Below are 21,415 nucleotides of genomic sequence, written 5' to 3' on the forward strand. Positions count from 1 at the left end.
TTATGACAGTGATGCCATGATCGGCAAGTCTAGACTAGACTGCCCTAGATCTACCGTCAGCTGATAGTCTGTCTTATCACGGACGGTGTGTTCGAAGTCAGTGGTGTAGAGGACGAGACGCAGTTGGTCGCCTTTTTTCATCTTGTAGATAGTTGGTTGCAGTTCAAAGCTACATTCCATCCATTGGTCAGGGGCAACTTCTTCGACCGTCAGCAAGTCTGTCCGATTTTGCAGGTTGAGGAAACCTTTGGTAATGACACGGTGTGGCGTTTCAGCAAAAGGCAACTCAACTAGATTGTCCAGCATATAGTAGCGGCCATTGTCCATGACTCGAGGATCAAGCGGTGTCGGAATCGGGGTGAGGCGCTTAGCTGGTCCGAAGTCCAGCAATTGAGCAGAAATCAGTCCCTTATCGGTGCTGGATTTGAGGCGCAGTTTGAGCTGGGTGGCTCCGTTGAGGAAGAGGTCGTCTTCCAAAGTCCAATCCAGAGTAATCTGGTTGACCTTGCCGTCAAAGAGTTCGTTTTTAAAGCTTTGGTAGTTTTTAGCAAAACGATTGTAATCTTCTTCTGAATATTGGTTTTGAATCTCTTGAAAGCCTTTACCTAGATGGAAATGAGCGTAGTTCTTTTGTCCACCGAAGTCTTCCAGAGTGAGCCAATTTTGAGCTTGGCTGTTGTCCTGCCAGATGACTGGTGGTAGTTCGAAGTCTGAAGCATGCCCCAGCAGTTTTTTGCTGAGGAGGGCATTCATGGCTTCGCGGAAGTCGATGGACTGCCAGTTGTTCATGTAAACATGGGCACCATTGTGGAAGAAGAGGTGCTTTTTGATGTGAGCTGGCAGAGCTCGGAACATATTATAAACATGGAGGGGTTTGACATTCCAGTCCTGAGAGCCGTGGGTGAAGACGACTTCGGCCTTGACCTTATCTGTATGGAGCAGATAGTTGCGGTCATGCCAAAATTGATTGTAATCTCCGGTTTGCCGGTCTAGGTCCTTACGCTGTTGCTCTAGGCTCCGCTGATAAGCATTATTATGACGCAGGTAGTCACCAGCCCTCAGGCTGCGGGAGTAAGTTAATTCGGTCAAGGATTCAAAATCCTCTCCTGGGTAACCTCCGGGACTAGTGACGAGGCCGTTTTCGCGGTAGTAGTTGTACCAAGAAGAAATCCCAGCTTCGGCGATAATGACTTCCAAACCATCTACACCAGTCGTAGCCAGCCCGTTGGACATGGTGCCCAGATAGGAAATGCCTGTCGTAGCTACTTTTCCGTTGGACCAACTAGCCTTGATTTCCCGCTGGCGTGTGTGGTCGGTGAAGGCTCGGCAGCGGCCGTTGAGCCAGTCAATAACGTTTTTATAGGCCTCGATCTGTTGATAGTCACCATTTGTCATCAGACCGTCAGAATCTTTGGTTCCCACGCCAGACACGTAGAGATTGGCAAAGCCGCGGGGTAGCAAATAATCATTGAGCGTGTAAGTGCCGATATGGCCTAATTTTTCCTCGGCTTCAGAGACTTCTTGAACAGGAGCTAGCGCATCCAGTTGGAGCAATTTAAGCTTGGGGTCGTGGACTGTGATGTGATGTGGCTCTTTTTTTACTAAGTCCACATTCATATTATGGAGAGCCTTATCGCTGGCCGGATCGTTGGTTCCCTGATGATAAGGAGAAGCGGTCATGACAGCAGGGATTTGCCCTTGGTAACGAGGACGGATAATGCTGACTTTGACTAGATCTGGCTGGCCGTCTCCATCAGTATCCACGCGTGATTCCACATAAACCACCTCTCGGATAGCATCATGGCTGGAAAAAGTTGCCAGGCTCTTGCCGTTGAAGTAGTGGTGGGTATTGTCCTCAGGGATCAATCCCTCGCTGACCAGCTTATCAACCAACAGATTGCCATTCTTTGTTCGAGTGTTGAGCAACTGGTAGAGATTTTCTAGCAGATCGCCGTAAACGATAGGGAAGTTGCTTTCTGTTCGGAATTTCTCAAGATCGGTGAAATCAACAAAAGGCACAAAATCCAAGAGCTGAAAGGCAGTCATATAGAAGACCTCAGCTGTCATTTCGCGGTCTGACTCGAAGAAGGTCAACAAGTCAGTTTCGCTATCAGCGGCCCAAGCTCGAAGCAAGTAGTCAGTATCCTGATAGAGAAAGAAACAACGTTGTAGGAAGCTTTGGAGATTGTCTTTGTCAGAAAGTTGCGGCTCATAGATGAAGCCCAACTCGGCTAATTCTTGGCGCATAGTGTCTGGATTTGTCTTGCGATAACTATACTGATTGAAGCGCATATTTTTCCCTCTTTTTCTGGTTTTTATTTAAAATGACCTTTACATTATCCATTATACTTGATAAAATATAGATTGTCTAAAAAATTTTAAAGGAGAAATTAGATGGATTTCAGTTGGGCTATTAAATATGCCACGGAATTTTTAGGAACAGCTATCCTTATCATTTTGGGGAATGGTGCTGTTGCCAATGTTGAATTAAAAGGAACTAAAGGTCATCAAAGTGGCTGGTTGGTCATTGCCGTTGGTTACGGTATGGGGGTTATGATTCCAGCTTTGATGTTTGGAAATACCTCAGGTAACCACATCAATCCTGCCTTCACTTTAGCACTTGCGATTAGTGGTTATTTCCCATGGGCGCATGTAGCACCTTACATTTTTGCTCAAGTTTTGGGTGCGATCTTTGGACAGGCTTTGGTTGTAGCGACACACCGTCCTTACTACTTGAAAACAGAAAATCCAAACAATATCTTGGGTACTTTCTCAACCATTTCAAGTCTAGATCACGGAACACCTGAATCTCGTAAAGCAGCAACAATCAATGGCTTTATCAATGAGTTTGTTGGTTCCTTTGTTCTTTTCTTTGCAGCGATGGGCTTGACTAAACTTCACTTCGGTGCGGAACTGAAGGTTCTTATCGAGAAGAATGTACAACAACAAGCTCTTCAAGCAGCTCAAGCAGGTCAAAAAGTAGCAGAATCAGATGTTCAAAGTCTTATTCATAATACATTTGCACAAGCAACAAATGGATCATCTGCTGTCGCTCACTTGGCACTTGGTTTCCTTGTCATGGCTTTGGTAACTTCACTTGGAGGTCCTACTGGACCAGGTCTTAACCCAGCCCGTGACCTCGGACCTCGTATCTTGCACTTTATCTTGCCAAAATCAATCCTTGGTGAACACAAGGGTGATTCAAAATGGTGGTATTCTTGGGTACCGGTTGTGGCACCAATTGCGGCTGGTATTGCAGCAGTAGCTTTATTTAAAGCGATTTACGGATAGTATTTATCAAAAGACCGAGAGAAATCTCGGTCTTTTTTGTTGGCTTCTGACTAATGGAAAAATGCGATTTGCTTTATATTTTTGGTCTGTTAGATTAGGATAGTGGAAATGTTCTGAAAATTGTTGGTTTGCGCATAATTTCTTGTCAAAAAAATGAAAATTTATTACAATAAAATGGTTTGGAGGAAGTTATGAGTGTGAATCATGTTGCAAGAATTGTTCCAGTAATAAAAGTAAATAATCGGAACCTAAATCAAGATTTCTATAGCAAAACGCTAGGGATGAAATCCCTATTAGAAGAAGGAGCCCAGTTGTCTTTGGGCGATCAAACCAAAACAGAAAGATTGATTTTAGAAGAATCTCCAAGCATGCGCTCTCGTCGAGTGAAAGGGGCAAAGAAATTGGCTCGCTTAGTGATCAAGGTGGCACAAGCGTCAGAAATTGAGGCTTTGTTGGCTCGAGGGATTGAAGTTGATAGTTTATATCATGGGGAGAAAGGTTATGCTTTTGAAGCGACTTCCCCGGAAGGTGATCACATCCTGCTCCATGCAGAAGAGAACCTGAGCAGCTTACAACCAGTCCAAGAAACTCCTGCATTTGAAGGGCAGGACGATTTTATCGGCTTGAGTCAATTTGATGTGGAAAAGATTGAGCTTCGTGTCCCAGATTTACAGGCTGTCAAAACTTTCTATCAGCCAGTGAGCAATGTCTTGGATTTCCTAGATGTGCAGGAAGCCCAAGGAGAAGATTTGCAAGCTGATAATACGAAAACTTGGGATCTGGCTATGCTCAAATGTTTGGTGGCGGACTTTGATGTGGAAAAATTGTCATCGATTTTTGCGACACAGAAATTTTTTGTCCCTAAATCTAAAAAATTCTTGGTCAGCCAAGACCCAAGTAATATTGAACTATGGTTTGAGCAACTATGACTCAGCGAATTTTAGAAAAGATCGATCAGCAGCTTGCTGCGGGGCTTTATCCTGGGGCTAGTTTGTCTCTTTATCGTGATGGACATTGGCAGAGTTTTTATCTGGGCTTGGCAGACCCAGCCAATCAATCAGCAACGCAAGCTGGTCTGGTTTATGATCTGGCCAGTGTCAGTAAGGTGGTTGGCGTAGGGACCTTGGTGGCATTTTTGTTTCAGACTGGTGACTTGGATATCGATGCGCCTTTGCGGCGCTATTATCCTGCCTTTCATGATGATCGGGTGACCCTGCGCCAGCTTTTGACCCATACCTCTGGGCTCGATCCCTTTATTCCCAATCGAGATAGGCTCAATGCTCAAGAATTAAAGGCGGCTCTCAATAGCTTGACAGTGCGGGATGACAAAACCTTCCATTATACAGATGTCAACTTTCTCCTGCTAGGCTTTATGCTGGAGGAGATCTATGGGAAGGATTTGGACAGGTTATTTGCAGAAAAGATTTTTCAGCCGTGGGCGATGCGGAAAACCAGCTTTGGACCAGTAGCTTCTGCGGTTCCGACTGTTCGTGGTGTTAAAGCGGGTGTGGTTCATGATCCCAAAGCGCGTGTCTTAGGCCATCATGCCGGTAGCGCTGGGCTTTTTTCAAGACTTGAGGATTTGCAGATCTTTTTAGAGCATTATTTGCAGGATGAATTTGCAGAGAAATTGAGCCAAAACTTTGCTCTAGAGCCGGGCAAGACACGCAGTCTAGCTTGGAATTTGGAAGGGGACTGGCTGGATCATACTGGCTATACGGGGACTTTTATCATGTATAATCGGGCAGAACAGAAAGCTGCAATCTTTCTTTCCAATCGAACTTATGAAAAGGATGAGCGTGCCCAGTGGATTTTAGACCGTAATGAACTGATGGATCTAATCAGAAAAGAGTGGTAGCCTCCTCTCTACCGAAGCCAAAGGTCAGTCGCTGATGATAAAATAGGATAGAACTCCGGCACTTGCTTGGAGTTTTTGACTGCTTAACGTGACTTTGTCTGTCAAGATAGGAAAAGATCGCTTTTTTTCCAAAAGTATATTAAAATATAGAAGATAGAAGGAAGAAATAGAGAGAAAGTATGACAAAAGAGAAGGGTGTCGGCAAGGCACATAGCAAGATTATTCTTATGGGAGAGCATTCGGTGGTCTATGGCTATCCAGCCTTGGCTTTGCCTCTCAATAATATCGAAGTGACTTGTCAGGTATTCCCTTCTGAGAAGCCTTGGACTCTCTATGAGCAAGATACCTTGTCCATGGCTGTGTTTGCCTGTCTGGAGCACTTAGGGAAGCAAGGCGCTCAGATTCGTTGTCAAGTGGATTCTATGGTGCCAGAAAAGCGGGGCATGGGCTCGTCTGCTGCTGTCAGTATTGCAGCTATTCGTGCGGTTTTTGACTACTTCGAAGAGGCCTTGGATCATGAAACTCTGGAAATTCTGGCCAATCGAGCAGAAATGATTGCCCATATGAATCCAAGCGGTCTGGATGCCAAGACCTGTCTTAGTGATGTAGCTATCAAGTTTATTCGTAATGTCGGATTTTCAGAGATTGAGCTAGATTTGGGCGCTTATCTGCTGATTGCGGATACGGGCATTCACGGACACACGCGGGAAGCCATCAAAAAGGTGGAAAGCTTGGGTCAGGAGGCTCTGCCCCTCTTACAGGAGTTGGGAAATCTGACGAAAATTGTTGAAAAGGCGATCCATCTCAAAGATTTGCTGACCATGGGTCAGGCTATGACTAAGGCTCACGGCAAACTAGCTCAGTTGGGAGTTTCTTGCCAGCTATCTGATGACTTGGTCGAGCTGGCGCTTGAAAATGGGGCTCTTGGAGCCAAAATGAGTGGCGGTGGTCTAGGTGGCTGCGTGATTGTGCTAATAAAAGAAAAGAAAGAGGCGGAAGACCTAGCCCGTCTTTTGAGAGAGAAAGGAGCCAGCAACATATGGATAGAAAGTCTGTAAGTGTCAAGTCTTACGCCAATATTGCCATTGTCAAGTATTGGGGCAAGGCGGATGCCGAGCGGATGATTCCTGCCACTAGTAGTATTTCCTTGACTTTAGAGAATATGTATACCCAAACCCAGTTAAGTCCACTTTCGGCTGAGGCTGCTGGCGATGAATTTTATATCGATGGGCAATTGCAAAGCCCAGAAGAGCATGCTAAGGTCAGTCGGATTATTGATCGCTTTCGGACGGAGCCAAGTGACTGGGTGCGGATTGATACCAGTAACAATATGCCGACAGCAGCAGGTTTATCCTCTAGTTCCAGCGGTTTATCTGCTCTGGTCAAGGCTTGTGATGCTTATTTTGAAACTCATTACAATACTGAGGAGCTGGCTCAGTTGGCCAAGTTTGCTTCAGGTTCGTCAGCCCGCTCCTTCTTTGGTCCTTTGGCAGCATGGGACAAGGATAGCGGAGCGATTTATCCTGTGCAAACCGATCTTAAGCTAGCCATGATTATGTTGGTGCTTCATGATGAGAAAAAGCCGATTTCTAGTCGACTTGGCATGCAGCTCTGTGCCGAAACATCTAAAAATTTTCAGGCTTGGATTGACCAGTCAGCACAGGATTATCAGGATATGCTGTCCTACTTAAAGGATAATGATTTTGAGAAAGTTGGGCAGTTGACCGAGGAGAATGCTTTGCGGATGCATGCAACGACAGAGACAGCCACGCCTCCATTTACTTATCTGACAGAGGAAAGCTATGCTGCGATGGATTTCGTTCGCCAGCTCCGAGACCAGGGGCATCCTTGCTATTTCACCATGGATGCTGGTCCTAATGTCAAGGTTCTCTGTCTGGAAGAGGACTTGGAAGACTTGGTGCCCCTCTTTGAGAATCAGTACCGTCTGATTGTCTCCAAAACGAAGGAATTGCCTGATGGAAACTAAGATGCAAGTCCAGACCTGCGGAAAGCTCTATCTAGCTGGGGAATACGCTGTTCTGAGTCCTGGTCATGCGGCTTTGATTAAGAATATTCCTATTTATATGCGGGCAGAAATTGAGGCGGCGGATAGTTATGAACTGGATTCGGATCTTTTTAGCAATAAAGCCAGTCTAGCACCAGATGCGGATTATGCCTTGATTCAAGAGACTATTCAGCTGATGAATGACTATCTCGGCTTGATACAATGCCCATTGCACCCATTTGCTTTGACTATCAGAGGAAAAATGGAGAAAGACGGGCGAAAGTTTGGGCTGGGTTCTAGCGGAAGCGTTGTTGTCCTGACGATCAAGGCGATGGCCGCTTTTTATCAACTGAAACTAAGCTCTGACCTCCTCTTTAGACTAGCTGCAGTAGTGCTTCTCGAGCGGGGGGATAATGGCTCCATGGGAGATCTGGCCTGCATTGCTTATGAACAACTGGTTTATTATCGTTCTTTTGATCGGATGGCAATCCGCCAGCGATTGGTCGACACAAGTCTATTAGAAATTTTAGGGCAAGATTGGGGCTATGAGATCAAACCAATCTATCCTGCTTTATCCTGTGATTTTCTGGTTGGTTGGACGAGAGAACCGGCTATTTCTAGTGACCTTGTTAAGCGGGTTAAGTCGAGTTTAAACGAAGACTTCTTGACTCAAACCCAGCTTCAGGTGGACAGTCTGAAAGAAGCTCTTTTGTCGGCTGATAAGATAGCTGTAAAAGATAGCCTATTGACTGCCAGTCAGTTATTAGATAGCCTCAGTCCGCTGATTTACACGGAGAAATTACAGGACTTAAGAGAGGCGAGTCAAGGCTTGGATTGTGTCGCTAAAAGCAGTGGAGCTGGCGGTGGAGACTGTGGCTTCGCCCTGTCTTTTGCTGCCGAAGATAGCCAAACCTTGATCCAACGCTGGCAAGAAGCTGGTCTGGAATTACTCTACCGAGAAAGGATGGGTGCTCATGAGCCAAAGTCGTAAAGATGATCATATCAACTATGCCCTAGAACAGCCCCTTGGCTACAATAGCTTTGATGATATAGAATTAATCCATCGTTCTTTGCCAGCCTATGATTTGGCTGAGATTGATTTATCCACTCATTTCGCCGGGCGTGACTGGGATTTTCCTTTTTATATCAATGCTATGACAGGTGGAAGTCCAAAAGGGCGAGAAATCAATGAAAAATTGGCTAAAGTGGCGGAGGCCTGCGGCATCCTCTTTGTGACAGGTTCCTACAGTGCAGCCCTGAAAAATCCAGATGATGATTCTTATGCTGTGGCAAAGGATAAGCCTAGTCTACTCTTGGCCAGCAATATCGGTCTTGATAAACCAGTAGCAGCAGGCTTGCAGGCAGTGTTGGATTTGAAACCTTTATTTCTCCAGCTACATATTAATGTCATGCAAGAATTGCTAATGCCTGAGGGAGAGCGGACTTTCAAAACTTGGAAGCAGCATTTGGAAGTCTATGGAAAAGATTTTCCGGTCCCCCTTGTCCTCAAGGAAGTAGGCTTTGGCATGGATCGAAAGACGATTGAGGAAGCGCAGGCACTAGGAATTTCAACCTTTGATATTTCTGGTCGTGGTGGAACGAGCTTTGCCTATATTGAAAATCGGAGGAGCGGTCAGCGAGACTATCTCAACGGTTGGGGGCAGACCACAGCCCAGGCCTTACTGGCAGCCCAAGACTGGGTGGACAAGGTGGAGTTGCTGGCTAGCGGTGGCATTCGCCATCCTCTAGACATGGTTAAAGCCTTAGTTCTGGGTGCTAAAGCAGTCGGCCTTTCTCGGACGATGTTAGACTTGGTCGAAAAACACTCAGTCGAAGAGGTCATTGCTATTGTAAATGGTTGGAAAGAAGATTTACGGCTGTTGATGTGTGCCCTGTCCTGCCGCAACCTCCAAGACTTAAAATCCGTCCCTTATCTGCTTTACGGTCGCTTAAAAGAAGGAGCCGAACAGGTGCAATAATCACTTGCTGGTATGCTTTGTCTAGCTGATAAAATGCTTTAGCAAATCATTCAAGGAAAAGCGAAATTTATTCTTGCTATTTGCTGGAAAATCTAGTATAATTATTATTTGTGAGTGAACCTCACTTACCCCTTGCAGCGTCTTGGGGTCATTAGACCAAAAGGAGGAACATATCAATGGCTAAATACGAAATTCTTTATATTATTCGTCCAAACATTGAAGAAGAAGCTAAAAACGCTTTGGTAGCACGCTTTGACTCTATCTTGACTGACAACGGTGCAACTGTTGTTGAATCAAAAGACTGGGAAAAACGTCGTCTTGCATACGAAATCCAAGATTTCCGTGAAGGACTTTACCACATCGTTAACGTTGAAGCAAACGACGATGCAGCTCTTAAAGAGTTTGACCGTCTTTCAAAAATCAACGCTGACATTCTTCGTCACATGATCGTCAAACTTGACGCTTAAGAAGGTAAATTATGATTAATAACGTTGTACTTGTGGGACGTATGACCCGTGATGCTGAACTTCGCTATACACCGCAAAACCAAGCGGTCGCAACCTTTACTCTGGCTGTTAATCGCAACTTTAAAAATCAAAGTGGTGAGCGTGAAGCGGACTTTATCAATGTTGTTATCTGGCGTCAGCAGGCAGAAAATCTTGCTAATTGGGCCAAAAAAGGCGCTTTGATCGGAATTACTGGTCGCATCCAGACTCGTAATTACGACAATCAGCAAGGCCAGCGTGTCTATGTCACAGAAGTCGTTGCAGACAACTTTCAGCTTCTGGAAAGTCGTGCAAGCCGTGAAGGGCAGCCTTCAGCTGGCTTTGGCGGCGGTGGCTTCGGTGGAAATTCTGCACCAAGCTATGGTAATGCTGACTCATTCAACCAAGTACCGAACTTTTCTCGTGATGAAAGCCCATTCGGCAATTCAAACCCGATGGACATCTCAGACGATGATTTACCATTCTAATAATGGACAAAACTAGAACTATAATATAAAGGAGAATAACATGGCTCAACAACGTCGTGGCGGATTCAAACGCCGTAAAAAAGTTGATTACATCGCAGCAAACAAGATTGAATATGTTGATTACAAAGATACTGAGCTTCTTAGCCGTTTCGTTTCAGAACGTGGGAAAATCCTTCCTCGTCGTGTAACAGGAACTTCAGCTAAAAACCAACGTAAAGTAACAACAGCTATCAAACGCGCTCGCGTAATGGCTTTGATGCCTTTCGTAAATGAAGACTAATATGAGTCCCTGCTTCTAGCAGGGATTTTTGCTATCTTGATGATAGAAAGGGACAGTGCTATAATATAAGAAACTATCGAGATATGAGAGGCTTGCCATGACAGAAGAACTAGCCATCAGAAAGATGCTTTTTGAGGATATTGAAGGCTTATCGAATGCTTTTATCCAGCAAGGCTGGCCTGGTCGGAGAGAGATTTTAAAAAACTACTTTCTGGAGCAAGAGGAGGGTGAGCGCCAAGTTTTGGTGGCTGTTGTTGGGGAATTTTTGGCTGGCTACATTACAGTCATCCCATTGGCAAAGCATGGGCCTTTTGCTGGTCTTTATCCTGAGTTAACGGATTTTAATGTTTTTGAAAGTTTCCAAAAGCGAGGAATTGGGACAGCTTTATTGGACAAAGCTGAGCAAGCAGCGCAGCATTATTCAGATGTGGTCAGCTTGGGTGTTGGGCTACATAAAGGCTATGGTCCAGCACAACGACTGTATGTGGGTCGTGGTTATATGCCAGATGGGTCAGGAGTTTGGTTTCAAAATCAGCCACTCACGCCCTATGCTTCGTGCGAGAATAACGATGACTTGGTTTTATACTTTTCAAAAAGTGCAAAATAAAAGAGGTTGCAAAACCTCTTTTTCTATGCTGCTTAATATTTCGCTGGTCCCATAGTCGCACTCTTGATATTGAAGCGCTTCTTGAGGTAGAAACGGAGTGCTAGGGTGATCCCTCCGATGATGGCAACGACAATGTTTGACAAATGTGGGTTGAGAGAGTCGGGCAGTAGGCTAGAACCAATGATTGAAAGGGTCCAAAGACCAATGGCTATTAGCATGATAAGGATAGATTTGAGTAGATGTGGACGCTGGCTACGGTCAGTGTCTGGTCCGTAAAAACGGTAAACGAAATGATAGAGGGCGTAGAAAGCGAGACCGCCGACAATACTTCCAAAGACAAGTGTCGTCATGCCGTAAACAGACGGTCGAGAAGATGCCAAATTAACGATGGAAGTCAGAACGGTAAAGAAACCGAAAATGAAAAGAACAGAATCCAGCATCATCCATTTTGGATCGTCGTTTTGTTTTGGATGTTCAGCATCATAGCGTTCCTTAGCAGTGAGAGAAGAAGCCCAGTAAGTTGGTGCCCCGTAGAGAGCACGGGCAGGGATACCCTTGGCTTGATTTTCTAAAATATTTGGAATGATTTCTTCTAAGATTGCCTTCACTTCTTCGTCGGATTTGCCATCTTTGAGGAGTTGGTGAGTAGCGATGTGGAGAAATTCCTTATTTTTCTTAGTTAGTTTGTCTGATACTACTTGTGACATAAGAGTCCTTTCTGGTGGTTAGAATAATTTTTTATGGAAGAGGTAGAGGGTCAGAGAGCCACTCAGAGCAAAGGCGATAAACATGATAATCCAGAAGGCATGTGGCTCGCCATTTAGAGGCAGTTCATTATCTTTGAAGTTCATCCCATAGGCTGAGAAAAGCATGGTCGGGATGGACATAACAACGGTTACTAAGGCCAGTGTCTTCATGACATTATTCTGGTTGTTGGAAATAATTGAAGCAAAAGTATCTGTCATGCTGTGGAGGATATTTCCATAAATATCAGCCATCTCGATGGCCTGCTGGGTTTCAATCAGGGTATCTTCCAGCAAATCTTCATCTTCCAAGTATTTCTTGATATTGCTGGTAGAGCTGGTCAGTTTCTTAATCACGCGCTCATTGGTCTTGAGGGAGGCTTTGAAATAGACGATGGTCTTTTCCAGCTCCATGAGCTCAATCAGTTCTTCATTTCGAGTCGACTGGTGCAGTTGGCTTTCAATCTGCTCACTCTTGCGATCAATGGAACGCAGGGCTGTCAAATACAGCTCGGCATTGCGGTAGAGAATCTGAAAGATAAAACGTGACCGCATGAAAGTATAAAAGTTACGTAAGCGACGGTGGATAAAGATATCCAGTAGGGGCAGCTTTTCCAAACAGGTCGTGATGATAGCTTCTTCTGTGATGATAATACCAAGCGGGATAGTAACATAGTAGGTCTGATTATTCCGTTCCTCTGTGATAGGCACGTCTACGATGATCAGTGTGTATTCATCCTCGATAGTGACACGAGACATTTCCTCGGCATCGAGTGGTGCTCGTAGGTCAGCTATGTCAATGCCAAAGGCGTTTGCGATTTCTAAAGATTCATTTTGGGAAGGATTGACCATATTTATCCAAGTTCCTGATTCAAGTGTATCAATTTCCTTGAACTCGGTTGTTGTTGATAAAAATACTTGCTTCATATCTCCTCCTAGAATCGTTTATAAGCACCGTCTTATTATACTACAAATTCTAGTCTTTTGGGAAAAAGTTTGCAGAAAAATTTGCTATAATAGAAGAAGTTTAAAGGTAAAGTGTGGAAGAGATGCAAGATAAAATTGTGATTCATGGAGCGCGAGCTCATAATTTAAAAAATATTGATGTAGAAATACCCCGAGACAAGCTGGTCGTGGTGACCGGTCTGTCTGGTTCGGGCAAGTCCAGTCTAGCTTTTGACACCCTCTATGCTGAGGGGCAGCGCCGCTATGTTGAGAGCTTGTCGGCCTATGCTCGGCAGTTTTTGGGCAACATGGAAAAGCCGGATGTGGACTCGATTGATGGTCTCAGCCCGGCTATTTCCATCGACCAGAAGACGACTAGTAAAAATCCCCGCTCAACAGTGGGAACAGCTACTGAAATCAATGATTACCTGCGCTTGCTCTATGCGCGTGTTGGAACGCCCTACTGTGTCAATGGACATGGAGCGATTAAGGCCTCGTCTGTTGAGCAGATTGTCGACAAGGTTCTGGAATTGCCAGAGCGTCAGCGATTACAGATTTTAGCGCCAGTCATTCGCAAGAAAAAGGGACAGCATAAGACCGTTTTTGACAAGATTCAGAAAGACGGCTATGTCCGGGTGCGCGTGGATGGGGATGTCTACGATGTAACAGAAGTGCCAGAGCTTTCTAAGAGCAAGCAGCATGATATTGAAGTTGTGGTAGACAGAATTGTCATCAAGGAAGGAGTGCGCAGCCGCCTCTTTGACTCGGTTGAAGCAGCTCTGCGGATTGCTGAGGGCTATGTGGTGATTGACACTATGGACGGTCAAGAGCTGCTCTTTTCTGAACACTATGCCTGCCCAGTCTGTGGCTTTACGGTGCCAGAGTTAGAGCCGCGCCTCTTTTCTTTCAATGCGCCTTTTGGCTCCTGTCCGGACTGTGATGGTCTAGGAGTTAAGCTGGAAGTGGATCTAGATGTGGTCGTGCCAGATTCTAGCAAGACTTTGCGCGAAGGAGCGCTAGCGCCTTGGAATCCCATCTCCTCCAACTACTATCCACAGATGCTGGAGCAGGCTATGGCAGCCTTTGGCATTGATATGGACAAGCCTTTTGAGGAGCTGACTGAGGAAGAAAAACAGCTGATTTTCTTTGGCTCAGATGGACGAGAGTTCCATTTCCATTATGAAAATGAGTTTGGCGGCGTGCGCGATATTGACATTCCTTTTGAGGGAGTTGTCACCAATATCAACCGTCGCTACCATGAAACCAATAGTGATTTTACTCGGACACAGATGCGGACATATATGAATGAGCTGACTTGTGCGGCTTGTCACGGTTATCGACTTAGTCCTCAGGCTCTGTCTGTCAAGGTTGGTGGCGAAGACGGCTTGCATATCGGTGAGATTTCAGACTTGTCCATTGCAGATCATTTGGTCCAGTTGGACAAGCTTAGCTTGACTGATAACGAAGCTACGATTGCGCGGCCTATTCTCAAAGAAATTCATGACCGCCTGACCTTCCTTAATAACGTTGGCCTTAATTACCTGACTTTGTCTCGCTCGGCAGGGACTCTATCAGGAGGCGAGAGCCAGCGGATTCGCTTGGCAACTCAGATTGGCTCGAACTTGAGTGGCGTCCTCTATATCTTGGACGAGCCCTCTATTGGCTTGCACCAGCGTGATAATGACCGCCTGATTGCCAGCCTCAAGAAGATGCGCGACCTAGGCAATACCCTCATCGTTGTTGAGCACGACGAGGACACCATGAGAGAGGCGGACTGGCTGATTGATGTGGGACCAGGAGCTGGTGTTTTCGGAGGTGAAATCGTCGCAGCGGGCACTCCAGCGCAAGTGGCCAAGAGCAAGAAATCTATCACAGGCCAATACCTGTCAGGTAAGCGCGAGATCCCAGTACCATTGGAACGCCGTGTAGGCAATGGACGCTTTATCGAAGTGACAGGGGCTCAGGAAAATAACCTGCAGAATATTACGGCTAGATTCCCTTTAGGCAAATTTATCGCGGTGACGGGAGTTTCTGGATCTGGTAAGTCAACGCTGGTCAACTCTATCCTTAAAAAAGCCATTGCCCAAAAACTCAACCGCAACTCTGCCAAACCAGGTAAGTTTAAGAAAATCAGTGGTATTGAGCATGTGGATCGACTGATTGATATTGACCAAAGTCCGATTGGCCGGACACCGCGCTCTAATCCAGCTACCTATACTGGAGTCTTTGACGATATTCGCGATCTGTTTGCCAAGACCAATGAAGCCAAGATTCGCGGCTACAAAAAGGGTCGTTTCAGCTTTAACGTCAAGGGTGGCCGCTGTGAGGCCTGCTCGGGTGATGGGATTATCAAGATTGAGATGCACTTCCTACCTGACGTCTATGTGGCCTGTGAGGTCTGCCACGGCACTCGCTATAATAGTGAGACGCTAGAAGTTCACTACAAGGAGAAGAATATCGCCCAGGTTCTGGACATGACGGTCAATGATGCGGTAGAATTCTTCCAGCATATTCCCAAGATTGCCCGCAAACTCCAGACAATCAAGGATGTGGGACTAGGATATGTGACTCTAGGGCAGCCAGCCACAACCTTGTCAGGTGGTGAAGCCCAGCGTATGAAGCTGGCCAGCGAGCTTCACAAGCGCTCGACTGGCAAGTCCTTCTATATCTTGGATGAGCCGACCACGGGTCTGCATTCTGAAGACATTGCCAAGCTCCTTCATGTGCTATCACGCTTTGTGGACGATGGCAATACAGTCCTCGTTATCGAGCACAATTTGGATGTTATCAAGACAGCTGACCATATCATCGACTTAGGACCAGAAGGCGGTGTCGGTGGCGGAACCATCATTGCCACGGGGACACCAGAAGAAGTCGCAGCTAATCCAGCCAGCTATACCGGTCAATATTTGAAAGATAAGCTGAAATAAGATTTTTATTGTTCTAAAACACAAATCCCTCACTAGGCTAACCTAATGAGGGATTTCAACTTATAGTTATGAGGGAAGTAGGGCATAGCTATCGCAGCAACCTACTAGATATTTTTAGAATGTTTTCTCTTTGTCACGAACGACCAGTAAGTCCACTTTCGCGTGGCGAAGGATATATTCGGATGATGAGCCGACTAGGAGGCGTTCAAAGGCATTGAGACCAGTAGCTCCGACCATAATCAAATCAACCTTGTGTTCGTCAGGAATATCAGTTGACAGGAGGGTTTTGGGATTGCCCAATTCAATGACGATATCGACGTATTTGACCCCAGCTTTTTGCGCCTTTTCCTTGTACTCTGTCATCAACTTTTGTGCTTCTTCTTGGAGATCTTCGTAGACCTCAGCGTCAAAGGTTGAGACGCTTTGGAGAGCCCGGGTATCAATCACATGAGCAATTGTCAAACGAGAAGCATTTCTCAGCGCTACATTAACACCTTTTTCAAAAGCGAGTTCTGCTTCGCGAGAGCCGTCAACAGCGACCATGATATTTTCATATTTTTGTTGAGTCATAAAGCTACCTCCATCTTTTGTCGAATCCTAGATTCGAGTTTCTTATGTCTTCACTTATATTGTAAACCTTTTCAGAAAAAAAGTAAAGCTGCAAATGAAATTCAGAAATCAAGTGAAATTATTTTGATGGATAAGTGTATTTTCCTAAATTAGAAGCTTTATTTTAGTTGAATGGAGCGTTCTTAGATTCTTCCTAATTGTCAATCTTTTTTTCTGATGGTATAATAAAATCATTCAAATGAATTGAGGAAAATAGGATGAAAGAATTTAATAAGTCCAGCAAACTGGAGCATGTAGCCTATGATATTCGTGGGCCAGTTTTGGATGAAGCGATGCGGATGCGGGCAAACGGAGAAAAAATTCTCCGCTTGAACACGGGAAATCCAGCTGAATTTGGCTTTACCGCTCCAGACGAGGTCATTCATGATTTGATTATGAATGCGCGTGACAGTGAGGGTTACTCTGATTCTAAGGGGATTTTCTCAGCCCGTAAGGCCATTATGCAGTATTGCCAGCTCAGAAATTTCCCTAATGTTGATATCGATGATATTTATCTTGGAAATGGAGTCAGCGATCTGATTGTTATGTCTATGCAGGGACTCTTAGATGATGGAGATGAGGTCCTAGTACCAATGCCGGACTATCCGCTCTGGACGGCTGCAGTTAGTCTGGCTGGTGGGAATGCCGTTCATTATGTCTGTGATGAGCAGGCAGAATGGTATCCAGATATTGACGACATCAAGTCAAAAATCACTTCTAATACTAAGGCTATTATTATCATCAATCCTAACAATCCAACGGGAGCACTTTATCCTAAGGAACTTTTGCTAGAGATCGTAGAAATTGCTCGCCAGAACAATCTTATCATCTTTGCGGATGAAATTTATGACCGCATGGTGATGGATGGACATGTGCATACGCCTGTGGCAAGCCTAGCTCCAGATGTCTTTTGTGTCAGCATGAATGGTCTATCAAAATCTCATCGTATCGCGGGCTTCCGAGTTGGCTGGATGGTGCTATCTGGTCCTAAGCGGCACGTTAAAGGCTATATCGAAGGCCTTAATATGCTTTCCAATATGCGCTTGTGCTCCAACGTCTTGGCCCAGCAGGTTGTGCAAACATCGCTTGGAGGTCACCAGTCGGTGGATGAATTGCTTTTGCCAGGTGGCCGTATCTATGAACAGAGAAACTTCATTTACAATGCCATTCAAGATATTCCAGGTTTGTCTGCGGTCAAACCTAAGGCGGGTCTTTACATCTTCCCGAAGATTGATCGAGAAATGTACCGTATCGATGATGATGAGCAGTTTGTTTTGGATTTCCTCAAGCAGGAAAAAGTCCTTCTTGTCCATGGTCGGGGCTTTAACTGGAAGGACCCAGATCATTTCCGAATCGTTTATCTGCCTCGGGTAGATGAGCTAGCTCAGATCCAAGAAAAAATGACGCGCTTCCTGCGCCAATACCGCAGATAAGCATAATTATAAGTCATAAACCGTTTAAAACAAATTCGTCTTAGAATTGTTTTAAATGGTTTTTTTGATGAAGTGATTTTTTTCACTATCATTAAATTCTGAATCTTTCAGAATTGTAGCGAATTTTTTTTCAATACACAATTTTCAGATAATTATTGAAAATTTCGGTCGATTATGATACAATCAAGGAGACTAAATACGAGGTAAATGTATGGCAAAACTATTAGAAAAAACAAGGAAGATTACTTCTATCTTGAAACGTTCAGAGGAGCAACTTCAGGAGGAACTTCCTTACAATGCGATCACTCGCCAGCTTGCTGATATTATTCATTGCAATGCCTGCATCATCAACAGCAAGGGCCGTCTCTTGGGCTATTTTATGCGCTACAAGACAAATAATGATCGTGTAGAAGCCTTTTTCCAAGACAAGACTTTCCCCAAAGAATATGTCCAAGAAGCAAACATGGTGTATGAGACGGAGGCTAATCTGCCTGTAACTCACGATTTGACCATTTTCCCAGTGGAAACCAAGGATGAATTTCCAGATGGTTTGACTACTATCGCACCGATTCATGTTTCAGGAATTCGCTTGGGCTCGCTGATTATCTGGCGCAATGATAAAGAATTTTTGGATGATGACTTGATTCTGGTTGAGATTGCCAGCACAGTGGTCGGTATCCAGCTGCTTAACTTCCAGCGGGAAGAGGACGAGAAGAACATCCGTCGCCGGACAGCTGTGACCATGGCGGTCAATACTCTGTCTTACTCAGAGCTAAGAGCTGTTTCAGCTATTCTGGGCGAGCTCAATGGCAATGAAGGGCAACTGACGGCTTCTGTCATTGCTGACCGGATAGGGATTACTCGTTCAGTCATTGTCAATGCCTTGCGCAAGCTGGAGAGTGCGGGGATTATTGAAAGCCGCTCGCTGGGGATGAAGGGAACTTATCTGAAAGTACTGATTCCAGATGTTTTTGAGGAAATTAAAAAGAGGGATTACTAATGGCAAGAGCGCTGATTTCCATTGATTATACGTTTGATTTTGTTGCAGATGAGGGCAAGCTGACAGCAGGAGCGCCTGCTCAGGCGATTTCTGAAGCCATTGCTCAGATGACCGAGGCGGCATTTGATCGAGGCGACTATATCTTCTTTGCTATTGATGCCCACGATGAGAATGATGCCTTTCATCCTGAGAGTAAGCTGTTTCCACCTCATAATATCAAAGGAACCAGCGGTCGCAATCTTTATGGTCCCTTGGCTGATTTTTATGACAAGCATCAAGCAGACTCTCGGGTCTTTTGGATGGATAAGCGTCATTATTCTGCTTTTTCCGGTACGGATTTAGATATTCGATTGCGGGAAAGAAAGGTAGATACGGTCATTTTGACTGGAGTCTTGACAGATATTTGCGTCCTGCATACGGCGATCGATGCTTATAATCTTGGTTATCAGATTCAGGTGGTAGAGCCAGCTGTGGCTTCTCTGTCAGAGGAAAATCACAAATTTGCCTTAAATCACTTGCAAAATGTTCTAGGTTCGACTATAATAGATACAATTTAAGAGTAAAAGAGAAGCAGAGTAGGCTTGCTGACTTGCACAGAGAGTGCTGATAGCTGAGAGCAGTACCAAGAAAGCAAAACCGAAGAACATGTTTCATAATCTTTTGTGTGACCAAGCACAAACGCCGCTCACGTTACGAGCGTAGAGGCTGCCTTTTAAGGTGGTGAATAACAGTGGTACCACGGCTTTCGTCTGTTTCAGAGACGAAGGCTTTTTGTTTTGCAAAAGGAAAAGTGGATATGCTGGAAGAAAGTTGCTAATATGCCTAAGGACAGGGCAGCTTGCAAATGGATTTGAAAGGGAGAGAATATGAAAGAAATTTTTATCGGAAACTACGGTTTAGAGCAGGTCGGACAGACCATGACCGCAACTGGCTGGGTGGCCAATATCCGCAATCATGGTAAGCTGGCCTTTATTGAATTACGGGACCGTGAGGGCTTGCTTCAGGTCTTTGTTAGCGGTGATATTGAAGATTTTGCTAAGCTGGAAGACATTGGCAAAGAAGATGTCATTGCAGTGACGGGGCAAGTCGTTCAGCGGGAAGAGCGCTTTGTCAACAAGGCCATCAAGTCTGGTCAGGTTGAGCTAAGGGCAGAGAAGATTGAGGTCATTGCTAGCAGTAAGCCTCTGCCTTTTGAGTTGGACCAGCATGCCCATACAGGGGAAGATCTGCGTCAGAAATACCGCTACCTGGACTTGCGCCGTGAGAAGATGACACATAACCTCAAACTGCGCCATCAGATCACATCAACTATTCGAGAATATTTGAACAGTTTGGACTTTTTGGAAGTGGAGACGCCTTATTTGACCAAGTCAACACCTGAAGGGGCTAGAGACTTCTTGGTTCCTAGTCGGGTCTTTAAAAATCAATTCTACGCGCTGCCTCAGAGCCCTCAGATGCTCAAGCAGTTACTGATGGGGGCTGGACTTGAGCGCTATTATCAGATTGTTCGTTGTTTCCGTGACGAAGATTTGCGGGGCGACCGTCAGCCAGAGTTTACCCAGGTAGATTTGGAGCTGAGTTTTGCCAGCGAAGAAGAAATCCGAGCTCTGGTTGAAGCTATGCTCAAGGCTGTTGTTAAGAAAACTCATGGTTTAGAGTTGACAGAAGCTTTTCCGACTATCAGCTATGAAGAAGCTATGAGCCGCTTTGGTTCTGATAAGCCAGATACACGCTTTGGTTTAGAGTTGAAGAGTTTGACGGATTTGTGCCAGTCCAATGATTCGCTTCTCATCAAGAAAGCTTTGGACAACCAAGAGGAAGTGATGGGAATCTGTTTGCCAGATGCAGCTAGTGCTTTTAGTAAGAAACAGCTGAGCCACTACTATCAGGAAATGAAGGAATTTGGCTGCAGTCGTTTCGCCAGTCTAAAGGTTGAAAATGGCCAGTTAGTTGGAGATTTGGCTAGCACCTTTGAAGCTGAAAGTCAGGAGTTACTGACACGTTTTGAGGCCAAAGATGGAGACCTCATCCTGCTAGTCATGGCCAAGAAGCGTCGGGCTCAGGAAGCTTTGGGACATCTGCGTCTAGAAGTCGCAAAAGCTTTGGATCTGATTGATCCGGGGCTGCTTCATTTCCTCTGGGTTGTGGATTGGCCGCTGCTGGAGTGGAATGAAGACCAAAACCGCTATCAAGCCATGCACCATCCTTTCACACAGGGCGTTTTTAAAGAAGGTCAGGAGCCAGATCAATACCGCAGCCATGCCTATGACATCGTCTTGAACGGTTATGAGATTGGCGGAGGAAGTCTACGGATTCATGACAGGAAGGCTCAGGAAGCGATGTTTGAGCTATTGGGCATGAACCGAGAAGATTATGAGCGGGACTTTGGTTTCTTCTTAGAAGCCTTGGAGTATGGCTTCCCACCACACGGTGGCTTGGCTCTGGGCTTAGATCGTTTGGTTATGATTTTGGCTGGGGAAGAAAATATCCGCCAGGTCATTGCCTTTCCGAAAAATGGTACTGGCTTTGACCCTATGCTGGAAAGTCCGAGTTTGGTTGACCAAAGACAGCTCAAAGAACTGTATTTGGAATTGAAGAATTAGCCTGAAATATGGTAAAATGAAATGATGCGAATTCCTGAAGAAATCAGGAAGAAGTTAAAGAAAGAGGTCGCAGCTACGAGAGCTTGGTGCCTCTATCTTAGCAAAACAATGCGAGTTAAATACCTCGAAAACAAAGATTTTTCTTAGATTTATCGTTTT

At 45.2% G+C, this 21,415-nt stretch carries 20 protein-coding genes; 16 read left to right on the top strand and 4 right to left on the bottom strand.

What is annotated here, in order from left to right; translation table 11 throughout:
- The gene (locus O3644_RS00620; protein WP_371594807.1) at positions 1–2,292 is read right to left on the bottom strand and encodes a Xaa-Pro dipeptidyl-peptidase; all 2,292 of its coding nucleotides are present in this window, start codon (positions 2,290–2,292) and stop codon (positions 1–3) included.
- Between the two features lie 102 nt (positions 2,293–2,394).
- On the opposite strand from O3644_RS00620, the gene gla reads away from it, so the two are divergent.
- The 11 genes from gla (at position 2,395) to O3644_RS00675 (ending at position 10,993) form a co-directional block, all read left to right on the top strand.
- Positions 2,395–3,291: an aquaglyceroporin Gla gene (gene gla, locus O3644_RS00625; protein ID WP_314043236.1), complete on the top strand. Its 897-nt coding sequence runs from the start codon at positions 2,395–2,397 to the stop codon at positions 3,289–3,291.
- 191 nt (positions 3,292–3,482) lie between these two features.
- Entirely contained in the window at positions 3,483–4,220 is a 738-nt protein-coding gene (locus tag O3644_RS00630) for a CppA N-terminal domain-containing protein (protein ID WP_371594808.1), read from the top strand.
- The gene (locus O3644_RS00635; RefSeq protein ID WP_371594809.1) at positions 4,217–5,149 is read left to right on the top strand and encodes a serine hydrolase domain-containing protein; all 933 of its coding nucleotides are present in this window, start codon (positions 4,217–4,219) and stop codon (positions 5,147–5,149) included. Before O3644_RS00630 ends, O3644_RS00635 begins: the two co-directional genes overlap by 4 nt.
- A 179-nt stretch (positions 5,150–5,328) precedes the next feature.
- A complete protein-coding gene (gene mvk, locus O3644_RS00640) occupies positions 5,329–6,207 on the top strand; it encodes a mevalonate kinase (protein WP_048764110.1) in 879 nt (292 codons plus the stop codon).
- A complete protein-coding gene (mvaD, locus tag O3644_RS00645; protein WP_371594810.1) occupies positions 6,189–7,136 on the top strand; it encodes a diphosphomevalonate decarboxylase in 948 nt (315 codons plus the stop codon). The genes mvk and mvaD overlap by 19 nt, the downstream gene beginning before the upstream one ends.
- A complete protein-coding gene (locus O3644_RS00650; protein WP_048764107.1) occupies positions 7,126–8,145 on the top strand; it encodes a phosphomevalonate kinase in 1,020 nt (339 codons plus the stop codon). The genes mvaD and O3644_RS00650 overlap by 11 nt, the downstream gene beginning before the upstream one ends.
- Entirely contained in the window at positions 8,129–9,133 is a 1,005-nt protein-coding gene (gene fni, locus O3644_RS00655) for a type 2 isopentenyl-diphosphate Delta-isomerase (protein ID WP_048764105.1), read from the top strand. Before O3644_RS00650 ends, fni begins: the two co-directional genes overlap by 17 nt.
- Before the next feature lie 176 nt (positions 9,134–9,309).
- Positions 9,310–9,600 carry a 30S ribosomal protein S6 gene (rpsF, locus tag O3644_RS00660; RefSeq protein ID WP_002896497.1) on the top strand — a complete coding sequence of 97 codons (291 nt, stop codon included), beginning with the start codon at positions 9,310–9,312 and terminating at the stop codon, positions 9,598–9,600.
- Between the two features lie 11 nt (positions 9,601–9,611).
- On the top strand, positions 9,612–10,106 hold the full coding sequence (locus O3644_RS00665) for a single-stranded DNA-binding protein (protein WP_005591685.1): 495 nt from the start codon (positions 9,612–9,614) through the stop codon (positions 10,104–10,106).
- Positions 10,107–10,146: 40 nt separating this feature from the next.
- The gene (gene rpsR / locus O3644_RS00670; protein ID WP_000068664.1) at positions 10,147–10,386 is read left to right on the top strand and encodes a 30S ribosomal protein S18; all 240 of its coding nucleotides are present in this window, start codon (positions 10,147–10,149) and stop codon (positions 10,384–10,386) included.
- A 97-nt stretch (positions 10,387–10,483) separates the two neighbouring features.
- Positions 10,484–10,993 carry a GNAT family N-acetyltransferase gene (locus O3644_RS00675; protein ID WP_048763457.1) on the top strand — a complete coding sequence of 170 codons (510 nt, stop codon included), beginning with the start codon at positions 10,484–10,486 and terminating at the stop codon, positions 10,991–10,993.
- A gap of 32 nt (positions 10,994–11,025) precedes the next feature.
- Here the strand turns inward: O3644_RS00675 and O3644_RS00680 are convergent, their stop codons facing one another.
- Positions 11,026–11,700: a DUF1129 domain-containing protein gene (locus O3644_RS00680; protein ID WP_048763459.1), complete on the bottom strand. Its 675-nt coding sequence runs from the start codon at positions 11,698–11,700 to the stop codon at positions 11,026–11,028.
- 18 nt (positions 11,701–11,718) lie between these two features.
- Positions 11,719–12,663, bottom strand: coding sequence for a magnesium transporter CorA family protein (locus O3644_RS00685; protein ID WP_045500579.1), 945 nt, complete (start codon positions 12,661–12,663; stop codon positions 11,719–11,721).
- A gap of 122 nt (positions 12,664–12,785) precedes the next feature.
- On the opposite strand from O3644_RS00685, the gene uvrA reads away from it, so the two are divergent.
- Positions 12,786–15,611: an excinuclease ABC subunit UvrA gene (gene uvrA / locus O3644_RS00690; protein WP_048763463.1), complete on the top strand. Its 2,826-nt coding sequence runs from the start codon at positions 12,786–12,788 to the stop codon at positions 15,609–15,611.
- Between the two features lie 114 nt (positions 15,612–15,725).
- Here the strand turns inward: uvrA and O3644_RS00695 are convergent, their stop codons facing one another.
- Positions 15,726–16,181, bottom strand: a complete 456-nt coding sequence (locus O3644_RS00695) for a universal stress protein (RefSeq protein WP_048763464.1) — start codon at positions 16,179–16,181, stop codon at positions 15,726–15,728.
- Positions 16,182–16,438: 257 nt separating this feature from the next.
- Here O3644_RS00695 and O3644_RS00700 point away from each other — a divergent pair, with 257 nt between their 5' ends.
- From O3644_RS00700 to aspS, 4 genes are all read left to right on the top strand, one after another.
- Positions 16,439–17,653 (top strand): pyridoxal phosphate-dependent aminotransferase, encoded by a 1,215-nt coding sequence (locus tag O3644_RS00700; protein ID WP_371594811.1) that lies wholly within the window; start codon positions 16,439–16,441, stop codon positions 17,651–17,653.
- Positions 17,654–17,864: 211 nt separating this feature from the next.
- Entirely contained in the window at positions 17,865–18,653 is a 789-nt protein-coding gene (codY, locus tag O3644_RS00705; RefSeq protein ID WP_005591692.1) for a GTP-sensing pleiotropic transcriptional regulator CodY, read from the top strand.
- Positions 18,653–19,210: a cysteine hydrolase family protein gene (locus O3644_RS00710; RefSeq protein ID WP_048763470.1), complete on the top strand. Its 558-nt coding sequence runs from the start codon at positions 18,653–18,655 to the stop codon at positions 19,208–19,210. The genes codY and O3644_RS00710 overlap by 1 nt, the downstream gene beginning before the upstream one ends.
- A gap of 309 nt (positions 19,211–19,519) precedes the next feature.
- Positions 19,520–21,256 carry an aspartate--tRNA ligase gene (gene aspS, locus O3644_RS00715; protein WP_371594812.1) on the top strand — a complete coding sequence of 579 codons (1,737 nt, stop codon included), beginning with the start codon at positions 19,520–19,522 and terminating at the stop codon, positions 21,254–21,256.
- Positions 21,257–21,415 lie beyond the last annotated feature (159 nt).

Source organism: Streptococcus sp. 27098_8_113, assembly GCF_041432545.1.
Taxonomy (GTDB): Bacteria; Bacillota; Bacilli; order Lactobacillales; family Streptococcaceae; genus Streptococcus.

Coding starts and splice junctions, on each gene's coding strand:
- O3644_RS00620 (WP_371594807.1), bottom strand. CDS start 2,292: ATGCGCTTCAATCAGTATAGTTATCGCAAGACAAATCCAGACACTATG.
- gla (WP_314043236.1), top strand. CDS start 2,395: ATGGATTTCAGTTGGGCTATTAAATATGCCACGGAATTTTTAGGAACA.
- O3644_RS00630 (WP_371594808.1), top strand. CDS start 3,483: ATGAGTGTGAATCATGTTGCAAGAATTGTTCCAGTAATAAAAGTAAAT.
- O3644_RS00635 (WP_371594809.1), top strand. CDS start 4,217: ATGACTCAGCGAATTTTAGAAAAGATCGATCAGCAGCTTGCTGCGGGG.
- mvk (WP_048764110.1), top strand. CDS start 5,329: ATGACAAAAGAGAAGGGTGTCGGCAAGGCACATAGCAAGATTATTCTT.
- mvaD (WP_371594810.1), top strand. CDS start 6,189: ATGGATAGAAAGTCTGTAAGTGTCAAGTCTTACGCCAATATTGCCATT.
- O3644_RS00650 (WP_048764107.1), top strand. CDS start 7,126: ATGGAAACTAAGATGCAAGTCCAGACCTGCGGAAAGCTCTATCTAGCT.
- fni (WP_048764105.1), top strand. CDS start 8,129: ATGAGCCAAAGTCGTAAAGATGATCATATCAACTATGCCCTAGAACAG.
- rpsF (WP_002896497.1), top strand. CDS start 9,310: ATGGCTAAATACGAAATTCTTTATATTATTCGTCCAAACATTGAAGAA.
- O3644_RS00665 (WP_005591685.1), top strand. CDS start 9,612: ATGATTAATAACGTTGTACTTGTGGGACGTATGACCCGTGATGCTGAA.
- rpsR (WP_000068664.1), top strand. CDS start 10,147: ATGGCTCAACAACGTCGTGGCGGATTCAAACGCCGTAAAAAAGTTGAT.
- O3644_RS00675 (WP_048763457.1), top strand. CDS start 10,484: ATGACAGAAGAACTAGCCATCAGAAAGATGCTTTTTGAGGATATTGAA.
- O3644_RS00680 (WP_048763459.1), bottom strand. CDS start 11,700: ATGTCACAAGTAGTATCAGACAAACTAACTAAGAAAAATAAGGAATTT.
- O3644_RS00685 (WP_045500579.1), bottom strand. CDS start 12,663: ATGAAGCAAGTATTTTTATCAACAACAACCGAGTTCAAGGAAATTGAT.
- uvrA (WP_048763463.1), top strand. CDS start 12,786: ATGCAAGATAAAATTGTGATTCATGGAGCGCGAGCTCATAATTTAAAA.
- O3644_RS00695 (WP_048763464.1), bottom strand. CDS start 16,181: ATGACTCAACAAAAATATGAAAATATCATGGTCGCTGTTGACGGCTCT.
- O3644_RS00700 (WP_371594811.1), top strand. CDS start 16,439: ATGAAAGAATTTAATAAGTCCAGCAAACTGGAGCATGTAGCCTATGAT.
- codY (WP_005591692.1), top strand. CDS start 17,865: ATGGCAAAACTATTAGAAAAAACAAGGAAGATTACTTCTATCTTGAAA.
- O3644_RS00710 (WP_048763470.1), top strand. CDS start 18,653: ATGGCAAGAGCGCTGATTTCCATTGATTATACGTTTGATTTTGTTGCA.
- aspS (WP_371594812.1), top strand. CDS start 19,520: ATGAAAGAAATTTTTATCGGAAACTACGGTTTAGAGCAGGTCGGACAG.